Annotated in this window: 12 protein-coding genes and 3 pseudogenes; 3 read left to right on the forward strand and 12 right to left on the reverse strand. The window is 70.9% G+C overall.

Going from position 1 to position 14,187, the window contains the following annotated elements:
- Positions 1 to 623: 623 nt before the first annotated feature.
- The 5 genes and pseudogenes from ACFY8O_RS17100 to ACFY8O_RS17120 form a co-directional block, all read right to left on the reverse strand.
- Positions 624 to 2,015, reverse strand: a pseudogene (locus tag ACFY8O_RS17100) (IS1380 family transposase).
- A gap of 111 nt (positions 2,016 to 2,126) precedes the next feature.
- On the reverse strand, positions 2,127 to 2,282 hold the full coding sequence (locus tag ACFY8O_RS17105) for a hypothetical protein (protein WP_387903004.1): 156 nt from the start codon (positions 2,280 to 2,282) through the stop codon (positions 2,127 to 2,129).
- Complete coding sequence (locus ACFY8O_RS17110) at positions 2,279 to 2,518, reverse strand: hypothetical protein (RefSeq protein WP_387903007.1); 240 nt, start codon at positions 2,516 to 2,518, stop codon at positions 2,279 to 2,281. Before ACFY8O_RS17110 ends, ACFY8O_RS17105 begins: the two co-directional genes overlap by 4 nt.
- Positions 2,519 to 2,915: 397 nt before the next feature.
- Positions 2,916 to 3,119 (reverse strand): hypothetical protein, encoded by a 204-nt coding sequence (locus ACFY8O_RS17115; RefSeq protein ID WP_387903009.1) that lies wholly within the window; start codon positions 3,117 to 3,119, stop codon positions 2,916 to 2,918.
- A 268-nt stretch (positions 3,120 to 3,387) separates the two neighbouring features.
- Complete coding sequence (locus ACFY8O_RS17120) at positions 3,388 to 4,026, reverse strand: LysE family translocator (protein WP_387903012.1); 639 nt, start codon at positions 4,024 to 4,026, stop codon at positions 3,388 to 3,390.
- 163 nt (positions 4,027 to 4,189) lie between these two features.
- Here ACFY8O_RS17120 and ACFY8O_RS17125 point away from each other — a divergent pair, with 163 nt between their 5' ends.
- A complete protein-coding gene (locus tag ACFY8O_RS17125; protein ID WP_145807353.1) occupies positions 4,190 to 5,080 on the forward strand; it encodes an LLM class F420-dependent oxidoreductase in 891 nt (296 codons plus the stop codon).
- A 99-nt stretch (positions 5,081 to 5,179) separates the two neighbouring features.
- On the opposite strand, the gene ACFY8O_RS17130 is transcribed toward ACFY8O_RS17125, so the two are convergent.
- From ACFY8O_RS17130 to ACFY8O_RS17155, 6 genes and pseudogenes are all read right to left on the reverse strand, one after another.
- Positions 5,180 to 6,103: a TIGR03619 family F420-dependent LLM class oxidoreductase gene (locus ACFY8O_RS17130; RefSeq protein ID WP_387903015.1), complete on the reverse strand. Its 924-nt coding sequence runs from the start codon at positions 6,101 to 6,103 to the stop codon at positions 5,180 to 5,182.
- Positions 6,104 to 6,298: 195 nt separating this feature from the next.
- The gene (locus tag ACFY8O_RS17135) at positions 6,299 to 7,147 is read right to left on the reverse strand and encodes a prephenate dehydratase (RefSeq protein ID WP_387903017.1); all 849 of its coding nucleotides are present in this window, start codon (positions 7,145 to 7,147) and stop codon (positions 6,299 to 6,301) included.
- Between the two features lie 364 nt (positions 7,148 to 7,511).
- Positions 7,512 to 8,066, reverse strand: a complete 555-nt coding sequence (locus ACFY8O_RS17140) for a poly(ethylene terephthalate) hydrolase family protein (RefSeq protein ID WP_387903020.1) — start codon at positions 8,064 to 8,066, stop codon at positions 7,512 to 7,514.
- A 365-nt stretch (positions 8,067 to 8,431) separates the two neighbouring features.
- Positions 8,432 to 8,698: a hypothetical protein gene (locus ACFY8O_RS17145; protein WP_387903022.1), complete on the reverse strand. Its 267-nt coding sequence runs from the start codon at positions 8,696 to 8,698 to the stop codon at positions 8,432 to 8,434.
- 67 nt (positions 8,699 to 8,765) lie between these two features.
- Positions 8,766 to 9,374 (reverse strand): annotated as a pseudogene (locus tag ACFY8O_RS17150) (DUF6250 domain-containing protein); the annotation flags it as partial.
- A gap of 54 nt (positions 9,375 to 9,428) precedes the next feature.
- Positions 9,429 to 11,300: pseudogene (locus tag ACFY8O_RS17155) on the reverse strand (rhamnogalacturonan lyase family protein); the annotation flags it as partial.
- Between the two features lie 296 nt (positions 11,301 to 11,596).
- Here ACFY8O_RS17155 and ACFY8O_RS17160 point away from each other — a divergent pair.
- Positions 11,597 to 12,019, forward strand: a complete 423-nt coding sequence (locus tag ACFY8O_RS17160; RefSeq protein WP_145807368.1) for a PPOX class F420-dependent oxidoreductase — start codon at positions 11,597 to 11,599, stop codon at positions 12,017 to 12,019.
- 326 nt (positions 12,020 to 12,345) lie between these two features.
- Here the strand turns inward: ACFY8O_RS17160 and ACFY8O_RS17165 are convergent, their stop codons facing one another.
- Positions 12,346 to 13,083 (reverse strand): 3-keto-5-aminohexanoate cleavage protein, encoded by a 738-nt coding sequence (locus ACFY8O_RS17165; RefSeq protein ID WP_387903025.1) that lies wholly within the window; start codon positions 13,081 to 13,083, stop codon positions 12,346 to 12,348.
- A gap of 535 nt (positions 13,084 to 13,618) precedes the next feature.
- Here ACFY8O_RS17165 and ACFY8O_RS17170 point away from each other — a divergent pair.
- Positions 13,619 to 14,050, forward strand: a complete 432-nt coding sequence (locus ACFY8O_RS17170) for a VOC family protein (RefSeq protein WP_387903027.1) — start codon at positions 13,619 to 13,621, stop codon at positions 14,048 to 14,050.
- Positions 14,051 to 14,187 lie beyond the last annotated feature (137 nt).

Consider the following 14,187-nt stretch of genomic DNA (forward strand, 5'->3'; position numbering starts at 1 on the left):
CAGAGGAAGATCGAGAACTCCAGGAGCATGGTTACCGAGAAAAGTCGACCAGGCCGAAGGAGCGGAACGCGCAGAAGGATCTGGAGGGGAGGCAGATACGGCAGGCCGGGCATCTGGAGGTTGCCTTTGAGAGCTCGTCGGCGTGCCCCCGGAAGCGACGTCGGGACCCTGCCTCCGATGTGCATCTGCTCCGACCGGGTCCGTCGAACCTGAAGCTCCCGATAGGTTCGACGACGACTCTTCCACCGCAATCCCCCGCTTGCCCGGATACCTCGTCAACAAACTCGCGCTTCAGCAACCTCGAACGATTGCATCATCACAGACAGTAGTTAATCGCGCTATGCAGAAACCAGCCAAGCGTGTACCGTCACGCACTTCTGCTTCTTGGCGATGCCCGCTCGGGTAGAGGCGGGTGGAGATGGGCAAATTCGAAGCCACCTGCCAACAGCGCTGCGCCCGGACCTCGATCTTTCATGACGGCCCGTCGGGTTATCCGGCGGGCCGTTCCGGTGTCGTGGATGGTTGCGGGTGCGGTGGGGGCCCGGCTGTCGCGTCGGGTGGGCGCCGGGTTCCACGATTTCCGGCGGAGTGATCAGGCTCGTTGGGGCGGGCGACGCTGTTGGTCAGCCAGGGTTCGGGAGAGCCGCGAGTCGCTGGATCGCATTGGTGATCACGTCGGACCAAGGCAGTGACGGCCGAACTGAAGGTGTCGGCGGCGGGCGGTGGTGACAATCGGGGCGGCGGCGGAGAATAGTCGCAGCCGCAAGCGGCGGGGCTCCCAGAGACGGTTTGCCGATCAGGGCTGGCATTGGAAGCCAGGCCAGCAGGTCGAGGGCGAGCTGGACGATCTCCAGCCATATCTGGTTCTGCGCCGTGTCGTGCAGGGGCAGGTTCCGCAGACCGGTGGCCCGTGCGGCCCGGATGCGGCCCTCGCGTGCTGACGGTGCCGCAGTTCGAGGTCGGTGATCTTCCCGTCTGCCGTGTTCGTGGCGAATGCGGTGAGCCGCAGCCCGTCGGCGTCGGCGTCGGCGTCGGCGTCGGCGTCGGCGTCGGCGAAACGCAACTGGAATCCGGGATGGCGCCGTTCCTTGCGGACGATCAACCGCATCCTCTGCGGCCAGCCCTTGAGGCCGTCGCGTCGAGCTCGGCGGTCCAGGCACCGTCGCGGACCTCGCCGCCCGGTTCGACGGCCGGCGTCCAGGCGGAGTCGGGAACCTGCAGGACAACCTGGTCAATCTGCTCGGTGATGGTCATCCCGACCGAGTAACACAGCCGCCTCCCGGGCTGGGCGAGCCAGGCCACGAACTCGTGGGTGCCGCCGGCGGCGTCAGTGCGGATCAGTGTGGACCCCGGCCGCGCCTATGCTGCTGGGGAAGCGGGGCCAGGGCGAGCCGGGTGGCGGTGATGTGGCCGGCGGCGATGTTGGAGCCTGCCTTCCCCGGCCGCAGCAGGGCGGCCACCGGCTCCCCGGCGCCGCCACGTCCGTGATCGACGAAGCCCATCAACGGATGGTGCCCGTAGGTCTTCTTCCAGGTGGCCGCGTCCTGCTTCTCGAGTGTGCCTACCAGCACGCCGTCCAGGTCCACGATTACGTGACCGTCCCTGTCCGGCGCCTGCTTCCGGGCCAGTTTCCCTAGGTACTCGCGTGGCATCGGCCCGAGCGGTGCGGATCGCATCCAGGGCCTCGGCCCGGCGGCGGCCAGTTTGTCGACCAGACGGGAGACGGTCGGGTCAGAGGCCACCGGCCCGAATACGGCAGGCTCGGCCCGCAGCATGCTGACATCGGCCGGACAGTCCCCGCCCAGCGCGAGGGCGAGCGCCACATCCCACAGGATCTTGCCCGGATCGTGCACCGCCCGAGGACGTCGCCAGGGCACGAGCGCCGCCGATATCGCGGTTCCCAGGCCACTCTTGCGGGCGGTCTCGATCAGCAGCACACCCCCTGCCTGAGAGACCACCCCGTGACCGCCACTCTCGATACGGACACGCGGGTACGACGAGCTACGCTTCCTCACCTGGAGAGTGCCTCTCATTGAGACGGGCAGAACCCTAGAAGAGCCCTATCTCCCCAGTTCAGAGGCGCTCTTCGGTGACCTGACCGGCGGTTGGACATCAGCTCGCAGGTGTCACAGGGCCCAGGATCCGGGCAGTTCCAGCAGCGTGTCGCCGACGATCAGAAGCGGTCGCCGCGAATGCCACCGCGCATCGTCCGCCTGGCCGCGCAGCGGCACGGTGGCCAGTTGGAAGCGGGCATCCAGCGCGTCGAGCTCCGCCTGCCTCACGGTCCGAACCCTGTCCGTGAACACAGGCCATGCCTCCGCCAGCCACCTGCGGCAACGAAGCATGTCCCGTACTCCCAGACCTGTTCGGCGTCGAAGCCCTCTTCGACATCCTGCACCAACGCCTCCCACGCCTCCATCATGGCGTTGAGCGTCACCATCCCGTATCGCGCCGCCAAACCTCGGCTGGCCCGATGCACCGACTCGTAGTCATCGGCGCTGAGCGCCTCCATGTCCATGGGCACAGCCTGTCAGCTGTTACACGCCGGATGGATGCGTCACTCAACAGGTGAAAGCACTGACACCAGGACTATGACCGGGCCGAGATGCAACAGCCCACATCACAGCCGGTGGAAGCAACCGGCCATAAGCCTGCGCGAGCAATCGTCATGAAAGCCCGCGGCTAATGGCTGGCCCGTAGCCCCTGGTGGATAGGTCGAGTTCGGCCGGCCGGACATGGCGGTGGGGCCCAAGAAGGAGGACCGCCGGCCGTCCGCGACCGGCCTCGGGCACGTACGTGTGCGGCGATGAGCGGTCGTGGTCCAGCACTCCTTGCTCGTTCCACATCCCCGCGCCTGTGGCGCCGAAAAATGCCGGACATCACGTCCGAGACCGCTGTTTTCGTCGCCGACCGGCTCAGTGCGCGCGGCGTTCCGCGGCGGCGTGCCACCAGCCGGGCGGACTGGGACCGCCTGTCCCCGAGTTCGGCTGGTCGGGGTGCAGGCCGAGGCGGCGCAGGGCGTCGGCGTCGACATGGACGGCGAACCAGCCGTGCCAGCGACCGTCGCGGCCTGTGCCGCAGGCCAGGTCGAAGTTGATCTCGCCCGACGAGAAGGGCATCCAGTCGATGCCCCGCTCCCGCAGTCAAGCTCGCACGGCGGCCTTCGGGTGGAGGCAGCCGGGGATGTTCTCGTAGCTCGCGACAGTGACCCGGCCGGAAGTCGGAGTGCTCATGGAGACCAGCGTGCCCGGCCATACGTTTCCGGTCAACGGCCTCCGGGGCAGGGTGCGGACGCGGAACGGAGGCCCGCCGCAGAAGCCGTCGCGGCTGCCGCTGTCCGGGGGCCGTTCCCGAGGTGTCCGGGCGGCGGCCGGTGGGACAGCGAGTTCAGTCACCGAGTGCGAGCCGGACGCCGAAAGCGGCGATGACGGTCCCGGTGATCCGGTCGAGCACCCGGCGCGCCCGGGGTTCGCGCAGCAAGCCGTGCAGCACGCGGGCGAAGCCGATGAGGACGGCGGACCACACCAGACCGATGAGGACGTGCACCGAGGTGAGCAGGAGCCCCATGGCGAAGTGGCTTGCCCCGTCGGGGATGAACTGGGGCAGGACCGCGACGTAGAAGGCGCCCACCTTGGGGTTCAGGAGGTTGGTGAGTGTCCCCTGCCGCCAGCCACGCAGAACCGCGTCCTCGCCCCTGAGCAGGGACGTGTCGTCGCCACCGTGCGCGGGCAGGCCACGGAAGGTGTTCCGCAGCATGCGAACACCCATCCAGACCAGGTAGGCGGCACCCACCCAGCGCAGGGTGACGTAGGCGAGGTGGGATGCCGTCAGGAGCGCGGTCACACCCAAGGAGGTGAGCGCACCCCACAGCAAGGTGCCGGTCTGGATTCCGAGGACGACGCCCCAGGCTCGTCTGCGCCGGCCGAGCGCGGAGGTGCGCAGGATCAGGGCGGTGTCGAGACCAGGGGTCAGGGTGAGAAGCCCCACGACGAGGGCGAAGGACCACAGCGCGGTGTCAAATGCCATGGAAGGCCACCCTACGACACACCCGTGCTGCGGCCCCCTTGCGAGGCAGGGGCGGGACCTGTCGCGCGGGCGGCGTCGCGCACGACCGCGCCGCGCAGGTGACTCGTTCGGGGGATTCCCGCTCGCCCGGGAATAGCGGCCGGACGGCGCTGTTGATCACACCATGACTTCTGAGACGCGCAAGGCATTCGGACGGGTCGGTATCTGGAGCTCTGCCCTGCACTGGTCGCGGGCGGACGACGAGGGCAGGAAGGCGATCGCGGAGGCGGCCACCGAGCTCGAGGAGCTGAAGTACGGCACCCTCTGGCTCGGGGGCAGCCCTTCGCCCGACGACGCCGCGGCGCTGGTCGCCGCCACCCGCACGGTGACGGTCGCCACCGGCATCCTGAGCATTTGGGACCACACCGCCGAGGAGGTGACGGCAGGGTTCGCGGCCATCGAGTCGAGTGCGCCGGGCCGCTTCGTCCTGGGCCTCGGCGTCAGTCACGGCCCCATGGTGCCGCAGTACGCGAAGCCGTACAGCGCCATGGTGACCTATCTCGACGCCCTCGACGCCGCGGCGCCGCCCGTGGACGCCGGCCGCCGGGTACTCGCGGCCCTCGGACCGAAGATGCTGAAGCTCGCGACCGACCGGGCGCTCGGAGCACACCCGTATCTCGTCACCACCGAGCACACGGCGGAGGCGCGTGCGGCTCTCGGCCCCGACGCGCTGCTCGCCCCGGAGCTCTCGGTGGTGCTCGACACCGACCTCGACAGGGCCCGTACGACGGCCAGGAACATGTTGGCGATGTACCTCCAACTGCCGAACTACACCGACAACCTGCTGCGCCTGGGGTTCGCCGAGAGCGACTTCGACGGCGGCGGCAGCGTGCGTCTCCTCGACGCCCTGTTCGCCCTGGGCGACGCCGAGCGCGTAAAGGCCCGCGCGCAGGCGTACTTCGACGCGGGAGCCGACCACATCGCCCTCCAGGTCCTCACCGCCGGGGAGGGCGGCAGCGGTCTCCCGCGCGCCGAATGGCGTGAGCTGGCGGAGGCGTTCGCCGACAAGCTGTAGAGGGGAGGCCGCAGGAGCACCGCACGTCGGGAGCATCCCCTCGGGACCGCCCGTACCCGCCTGCCCCATCTGCGGGTCAGGCGGGTCGGACGGGTCACGTCACCCTGTCCGTACGCCCTCGACGAAGCGGCCGGCCAGGTCGACGCGCTCCTGAAGCGTGGCGGGTGTCTGCCCCAGATCCAGGAAGAGTTCGTGGACGCCCGCGTCGGCCGCGGCGCGGGCGTAGTCGATGTACTGACCGATCGTGCCGGCGCGGGGGACCTGCTCCGGGTCGCTCTTCGTGTCGGTCAGCGTGGGGTTGACCCGCAGAGCCATGCGTACCGCCGCGGGCTCACGCCCCGCCCGGTCGGCTTCCTTCACGACGACCGCCCACATCGCCTGGATGCGTGCCAGGGGCATCGCGCCGGGCAGCCAGCCGGCCAGCCGCCGGCCGATCCGTCGCAGCCCCGCGGGGGTGAAGGCCGCGAGGAGAACGGGCGGCCCGGGCCGCTGGTGCGGCTTGAGGCCGACCACCGTCTCCGGGACGGTGAACAGCGGTCCCGTATGGGCGAACACGTCGTGGGTCCAGTACCCCTCCAGCACGTCGAGGGTCTCGTCCAGACGCGGTCCCCGGCCCTCCCACGGCACGCCGACCGCCGTGTACTCGTCGGGCATCCAGCCGAATCCGAGTCCGACGTCCAGGCGCCCCTGGCTGACGACGTCGAGCGTGGTCAGCGAACGTGCGAGCAGCAGCGGAGGATGCCAGAGGCCGTTGAGCGTGCTCGTTCCGAGCCGTACCCGCCGGGTGTGGGCCGCGGCGAGCGTCAGGGCCAGGAGAGGGTCCATGTGGTTCTCGTAGGCCCGTGGCATGACGCCGTCGCCACCGGGGTACGGCACGCTCGGTTCTCTGGGGGCGAGCACGCGGTCGCCGCTCCACAGGGAGTCGTAGCCCATCTCCTCGGCGGTACGGCTCACGGTGACGATGGCTTCGGCTTCGGCGTCGGCGTTCCGGCCGAAGGTGGGCAGCGCCAGGCCCAGTCGCATGTGTCTCCCTTCGTCCGCGGACACGGGTGCGTCGCGCAGGAGTGGGCTGGTGCACGCCGGCATCGCGTGCACCTCGGGCACCTACCCATATTCATGCAGGACGCAACTACATGCGCTCGCGGCGCGCACCCGGCGGAGGCGGACCGGGAAGGGCGCAGCCGCCCGCGCCCCAGGCCGAGCGGGCGAGTACGACGCTCAGGAGGCGCCCCCGCCGAGCCGGTGCGGGTGGGCCGGATACACACCGAGGACGCGCACCTCGGAGGAGAAGAAGCGCAGCTCGTTCAGGGCGAGATCGACCCGGGGGTCGTCGGGGTGTCCCTCGATCTCGACGTAGAAGTGGCTGGCGTTGAGCCCGGCGCCCGCCTGGTAGCTCTCGATCTTGGTGAGGTTCACGGCGCTGCTGGCGAAACCTCCCAGAGCCTTGTAGAGGGCGCTCGGGATGTTGCGCACGCTGAAGAAGAGGCTCGTCATCGTGGGCTCGCCCGTGTCGGGTGCGATGACGGCCTCGCGGGAGAGCACGGCGAACCGGGTGGTGTTGTCCGGGTCGTCCTCGACGCCCGCGCTCAGTACGTCCAGCCCGTGCAGCCGGGCCGCTGCGGGCGGGGCGAGCGCCGCGTGCCGCGGGTCGCCGAGCTCCGCGACCTCGCGCGCCGCACCGGCCGTGTCATCGGTGACGAGAGTGCGCCAGCCGCCGGCGCGCAGGACCTTCCGGCACTGCCCGAGCGCGTGCACGTGGCTGCGCACGCACTCCACGCCCTCGGGGGTCGAGCCGGGGACGCCCATGAGGTCGAAGCGAATGGCGAGGAAGTACTCGGCGACGATGAACAGGCCCGACTCCGGGAGCAGGTGGTGGACGTCCGCGACGCGCCCTGCGGCCGAGTTGTCGACCGGGATCACCGCGAGGTCGGCCGTGCCCAGCGTCACGGCGTCCAGTGCCTGCTCGAACCCGGTACAGGGGAGTTCGGTGCATTCGGGGTACAGGAACCGGGCGGCCGTCGCCGAATTCGAGCCGGGCTCGCCCTGGTATGCGACGGTCGTCGTCACCGTGTTTCGCCTTCCACCGTGCTGGTCGCGTCCATCAACGGCAGAAGATCCACCGAAATCGCGTGTACTCCAGTATCGGGGCTGCGGTCGGTGCCGGTGCAGCAGGGTGCAGCAGCGTGCAATCGCAGCAGGGCGATCAGCTGGTCACCACCCGGAGCCCTGGTGGACCGTCGTCGTGACCCCCTCACGCCGCAAGGCCCCGGGCGATGGCTCCGGGGGCCTGGGGCCTGAGGGCCGTTCCGTCGCGTGGCCAGACCGGGGAGCCCGGGGCGGGCCGGGTCAGGAGAGGTTCTTCTGCTCCACGTCCCAGTCGGTGGAGCACAGCCCGCAGTTCGGGCCCACGAATTCCGTCCGGGCCGTCGCGTCACCCTTGAGCTGCCACTTCAGCCAGTTCACGCCGACCCGGCCGAATTCGCCGCCGTTCGGCTCGGCGTAGGTTCCGTAGTGGCCGACGTCCCAGGTTGCCGGAGAAGGCGGGCAGGCCTGCGGGGAGCCTGTCCCAGTCGTCGGCGGCGTTCTCGTACGCGATGTCGTCCGGCCCTGCGACGAAGTAGGCGATCGGCGCGTGCAGGCGGGGCAGCTGGATCCATCTGTCGAGCCTGCTCATCAGGCCGCTGTTCCACATCACCGTCGTGTCGATACGCGGGTCGTCGGCCACCTCCATCGTCTCCAGCCCGCCGCACGACTGACCCATGACCGCGATCTTGGACGTGTCGATCCTGCCCCGGAAGCGGCTGCCCGGGTCGCTGTTCGCGTCGACGGCCCAGTCCACCGCCTCGATGAGCATGTCCGACGACGTCTGACCGGAGCCACCGGGGACCCCGTTGGCGATGACGAGGAACCCGTGCGAGGCGAACTCCGTCAGGATGTTCTCGAACCAGGTGCCGTCCGCCCGGCACGCGCCGTTGCCCCAGGCCACGATGGGCAGCTTCTCCCCTGCCGGCAGGGCGTCGGGCCGGTAGACCGTGTGGCCGGGCAGCTTCGCGACGGTCTCCTAGCTCGCGGGATAGGGCCCCGTGCCGCCTGCCGCTGCGGCCTCGGCGTCCGCCCCCACCGCCGAGGCCGGTGCGGGTAACACCATGGCGAGCAGCGCAGCCACCGCGCCCGCGACGCGGTGCATCGTCCGCTTCATTCGTGTTCCACCTCCTGGATCCGGAATCCTGTCGGTGGAGCACGCTAAGGACGCACGGGGGCCGAGTCAGCCACCGGGCCGGAACACCGGTGAAAGTACCGATCGCCGCGTGTACCGGGTCCGGCAGCGGAACGGCCCTGCGGGCGGACCGTTCAGGGACTGTCCGCCTGCCAGGCCCACAGCTTCCGCTCCCCGGCCACCGGCCCGTACACGGCGCGGCCTCCCGCGCCGAACTTCCCGAGCTCCGTGCCGAGGGCCGCGCCCACCGCGAGGCGCTCCTCCGGCCAGCCGGTCACGTCCAGGAGCAGCCCGTCCAGCGGGCCGCCGACCAGCTCCACGTAGACATGGCCGGGCCGGGGTCCCGGATCGGGGTCGTCGTGGTCGGCACCGTAGACGCGGCGTCGCATCAGTTCGTCCATGGCTCCAGCATCACAGCCGCCACTGACAACGCGCTGCCGCGAGCCTGCCCGGGCGCCGGCGGGGCTGTCATCCGCGGGTGGGCGGGCGCCAGACCGTGAAGTCACTGATCCTGAAGTGGCTGGTGACCGTCCGGAACGCGAAGTGGCCGCTGGTGTACGGGGCCGGGTCCTGGTGGTCGAACACCAGGAGGCCGTTGTTCCACCACTGCACGGTCGAGCCGTCGGAGACGATGCGGACCCGGTTGGGCTCGTTGGCCGTCAGCAGCGGGGCGGTGTAGTCGAGCAGGAGAGGACGGTTGCCCGCCTCGCCCACGTAACGGCGCAGCCGGGACGTGGTGTTCGCGTTCGCGCCGTAGCCGACGTAGTAGGTGGTGAGGTGGTCGTACTCCGCGAGGGCTCCACCGCGTGCGGTGCCGAAGATGTCGTCCGGCGAGCGGACGTCGGTGGCGTTCCAGAAGTTGTTGAGATCCGACACCCGGTCGTTGGCCCCGCCGGCCGAGACGGCGGTGGCCGTGTACTCGATCTCGTACGGGCCGCTCAGCCTGCGCTCGAACCACACCGTGGCGCCGCCCGGTACGTCGATGTCGAGAACGCCGTCGGCGGCGGTCACGCTCCCGCCGTCCTGGAGTTCGGCGGTCCACCGGTCGGTGCCCGAGCGGAACGTGTCGCCCGCGATCGGTGTCCAGGCCAGGCCGGGCCCGGTGTCGGTGCGGATCGCGGGCCTGGGCGGGTTCCCGGAACCGTAGCCGAGGTAGTAGTCCGTGAACGTGGACTGGAGATAGCCGCGCACGGTCCAGCCGAGGCGGTAGGCCGGGTTGTGGGCGAGGGTGTAGAGGCGCGTGGAGGTGGGCTCGGTGGTGGTGTAGAGGCGCAGGGCCGTGTGGTCGCCGCTCTCCGCGAGGATCTCCTCGCGCCAGTCCCCCAGGATGTCGCCGTAGAAGGGGGTCGCGTTGCGGGCGCCCGCCACGACCCCGGCCGGGTCGAAGACGCGGCGGGCGGTCTCCGTCGCGGGGTTCCACTTCTCGACGTGTGTACTGTCCAGGAGCTCGGCCCCCTTGTCCCCGTCCCACCAGATGCGGAAGTTGACGCTCGGGGTGGTGCCGGAGACCTTGCCGTCCCTGACGTTGCGCACGCCGGCGCCGGGCGCGGTGACGTCGGCGGTCGAGGTCCAGTACTCGAGGCCCTTGTGGCGGGGGTCGATGTCAGCGGTGGTGCCCCGGCCCACATCGAGGTCGGCCTCGCCGGCCGGGTCGGCGGGGTGCTCCCCCGTCACCAGCCTCTCCCCGGTGTCCGCGTCGTAGTAGTACCAGGGGAAGCGGGAGACGACGCCGAGTTCCGACTGCTGAATCGCGAACCCCTCCAGGCCGGGCCTGGCCGGATCCAGATCGGCGATGTGGAAACGGTCCCCGTGTCCGGCTCCGTCGACGACGTAGCGCAGGGTTCCGTCGCTGTTGACGACGTAGTTGCCGTCGGCGATGTCGTCCTTGCCGTCCTGGTCCACGTCGACGGTACGGATCTGGTGGAAGCTCGTGGCGCCGCTGTCGGCCGGCACGACGTACTTCCAGCGCGGCTTCAGGGTGCGGCCGTCGAAGTCCCACGTCTGGATGAGCGTACGGAAGGCACCGCGCTTGGCACCGACGCGCGTGACGAGTTTGGTCACCGGACTGGGGTGGATGCCGTCGAGGTAAGCGATCCCGAACTGTCCGCCGGAGGGCCCGTCGGCGGTGAGGTCTCCGGGGACGGGCTGCCGGGTGCGCTCGGTGCCGGTGGCCCCGTCGACGACGGAGACGAACTGGTCGGCGGGTGACGCCGCCCGGACCGTCTCCCCGTCGGCGAAGGTGGTGCCGTCCGCGGTGTGGACCAGCACCTCCGCCTTGCCGTCGCTGTCGAGGTCGTAGACGGTGACGTTGTCGTCGTTGCGGAATCCGCCGATGGCGGTGGAGCCGCTGATCGCCGCCGGTGCCGGGTCGTTGGCTCCGTTCCCGGGTGCCTGGGTGTACGAGCCGGGCCCCTGGTCGACACGCCACAGACGCTCGCCGGTGAGGGTGTAGGCCTCCAGCAGATCCGGCCGGTCCCGTGTGCCGGAGAGACGGCTCACCACGAGTTCGTAGCGGCCGTCACCGTCGAGGTCCCCGGGCCAGGCGTGCTGCACGGTGTAGCCGGCGGCATCCGCCAGAGGTATCTCGGCATACCCCTTCCCGAACTCCAGGGCCGCATCGCTCGCCTGCCGCTCGCGGCCGTCCACGACCGCCCGCACGGTGTAGGCACCGTGCCCGCGGCCGTTGTCCTGGTACGTGGTGGAGGAGGTGACGGGCCGGTGGTTGAGCCGCTTGCCGCCCCGGTAGACGTTGAAGCCGATGTCGGAGCCGTACTCGGTGCCGAGCAGCCGCCAGCTGAGGAACGTGCCGCGGCCCGCGGGTACGGCGACGAGGCCCCGGTCGAGGTTCTCCTGGAAACGGCGGGACTGGGACTCGGCGGGGCGACCGCCGTCGTGGGCGGCGGCCGGTGCGGCCTGTACGGACGGGGCGGCGAGCAGGCCGGCGAGAGCGGCCACCGCACTCGCCGCCGCGATTCTGCGGCGTCCTGGCAGGACGGGGAGCATGACGGTTCCTCCGGAACTGGGAAAGCGCTGTCTACGAAGATCCACACTGCGGCCGGAGCGGCCCGCTGTCGATGCTTTCCGGCACGCCGCCACACGACCGCAATGCGCGGCACATCCAGCCGTCACGCATCGTGTTCCGCAGGGGTGACCAGCCGCTTTCCCGCCCTCACGCCTTCGCCCGAGGGGCGGTCCAGGGCATCGTCTCCGCCGTGTGGCAGCGTGGAGGGCGCGCCCGCCGGATCACCGGATCTGGTTCCCCGTCACGGACGGGCGCGGCACGAGACGAAGGAGAGAACATGTCGAAGCCGCCGCTTCCCGACGCAGCCGTCGCCATGCTGCGCAAGCCCAATCCCGCCGTCATCGCGACCCTGCGCGCGGACGGTCAGCCCGTATCCACGGCCACCTGGTACCTCTGGGAGGACGGCAGGGTCCTGGTCAACATGGACGAGGGCCGCAAGCGGCTCGACCACCTGCGCCGCGACGCCCGGGTCACGCTGACGGTGCTGGACGACTCCGACTGGTACACCCATGTGAGCCTCATCGGGCACGTCGTCGAGATGGCGGACGACGAAGGCCTGGCCGGCATCGACCGGCTCTCCCGGCACTACCTCGGCCAGCCGTACGCACAGCGTGACCGCGACCGCGTCAACGCCTGGATCGAGATCGACCGTTGGCACGGCTGGGGCGGCTTCCGCGACAGCTCCCAGGCGGCGACATAGGCCGTGCGTACGGACCGGAAGGCGGGCCGGGCCCCTGGGCGCGGCGCGCGGCCCGGCTCCTCGGCAGGAACGTCCGGAACCCGTGGTCCCGGTCGGTGCACCGGGGACGGTGGTCCCGGGAGGTGCTTCGGGGCCCTTCGTCCCGATCAGGGCGGGGCGGGTCCGGGGGCAGGCGTGCCCGGACCGAGCCCGACGAGCGGCCCCCGGAGACCGCATGCGGGCAGGCTCGCGCCCATGAGCCTGCCCGGCCGGTCGGCTGCCCGGGGCACGGAACCCGGCCGGCGATGTGCGAGGACCCCCTGTCACCCGTGCACTTCTGCGGGAGATCAGAACGGCCGGGCGCGGTGCTCGCCGACGACCTTCCGTGCGGCCCGCACGAGCTGCGCGTTGCCTTCTGCGGCAGAACCGTCGGGCAACGTCAGCACGTCCTCCAGACCGATCCGGGTGTCCAGCCCCAGACGGGCTGCCACGCGCAGCACGGGCCAGGCCCCGCCGTCCTCGCCGTGCAGCAGCAAGGGCGCCGCGAGTCCTTCCTCCAACTCCCGCACCAGGGCCCCGGCCGTCCCGGCCGCCGTGACCGGATCGGTGTCGGTCACCTCGGCCAGCACCCGCAGCACACGTGAGGCCGATGGCCAGGCACGGAACCGGCGGGCGCCCCCGGTGCCCGACCAGACACCGGCCTCGACACCGATCCCACGCTCCAGCAGCGCATCCGCCACCTCTTCGGCGCCCTCCTCGTGCCAGTTCACCGACGCGTGGTCGGGCAGGACCGTCCAGGACCGGATCAGCTCGGCGCGCTTGGCCGGGTCCGGCTCCGCCCAGGATCCGGTGGTGACCCCGACGCGTACCTCCTTCGGTACGGCAGCACGCACCGCGCTGACCGCCTCGCCCACTGCACGTGGCGCCAGCGAATCGAGACCGTCGGCACCTCTGGGGTGCAGGTGCACGTCATCCGCTCCGGCACCCACCGCCCGTGCGGCCTCGGCCGCCAGCTCCCTGGGGGTGACGGGAACCCAACGGCTCTCGCTCTGCCGCCGCACTCCGTTCAAGCACGCCTGCACCATGGACGGAACTCTGCCAGATCGACGTTCCCCCGTTCCATGAGTCCCTTCACAGCCCGCGGCCCGGTCCGGCCGGAGGACCCGTGGGTCCTCAACGGCACGGAAGCAGGACGGACGAGGCCAGCCGCATCTCCTGATCGGACAGCAGAAAGGACCGCGGCTCCTTCGCCTCGGGCGGGAATGCGCGCGAGAACGACACGCGGCCCGAGCGATGGGCACGGGAGCGCCCGGCAGGCGGCCCCCGGGCGGGGCTGTTTGACCGGCCCCACCCCGTAGCCCTGCCTCCGGCATGCACCTGGCCGGCAGCACGACAGACCGACGGGCCGACGGGTGCCGGCCGCGGGGCACCGGTCGGCACACGGCGGGGCAATCGGGCGCAGTGTGGACCTCGATGGCGTTTCCCCGTGCGCTCCGGCTGCTTCCCGGGTGACGGTTGACCTCCTTCGGACTCCGCCGTGGCACATGGGGCACTGCCCCGATCGCCACGGCGAGACTATCCGGCCGGCACGGCGCACCGGCGCCACGCAGAGGAGGCTCCATGAACTGGACACTCGAGGTCATTCCCGTCCCCGTCACCGACATGGACCGGGCCAAGGCGTTCTACACCGAGAAGGCCGGGTTCCGGCTGGACCTGGACGACGAGGTCGCCCCCGGCATGCGCATCATCCAGCTGACACCGCCCGGCTCGCGCTGCTCCGTCGCCATGCTCCAGGGCATGCCTCCGGCCCCCGGCACGAAGACGATGGCCCCCGGCACGCTGCAAGGGCTCCAGATCTGCGTGACGGACATCGAGGCGGCGCGCAAGGAGCTGGTGGGCCGCGGGGCGGACGTCTCCCCTGTGCGGCACGTGGGGGCGACGGGATGGGAGGAGGGCAAGGGTGCCACCTGGAACTCGTTCATGTCCTTCGAGGACCCGGACGGCAACGGCTGGGTGATCCAGGAGGCTCCCTCGGAGCTCTCGGAGCGCTGACACCCTGCCGGGGCGGGGGGGGGCCGCGGGGGGGGGGGGCCCCCCCCCCCCCCCCGCGCGGGGGGGGGGGGGGGGGGGGTTGGGGGGGGGGGGGGCGCGGAACGCGGGGCGGGCCAGTTACCGACGTCTGTAACACG

Source organism: Streptomyces argenteolus (assembly GCF_042902585.1).
GTDB classification, from domain to species: Bacteria; Actinomycetota; Actinomycetes; order Streptomycetales; family Streptomycetaceae; genus Streptomyces; species Streptomyces argenteolus.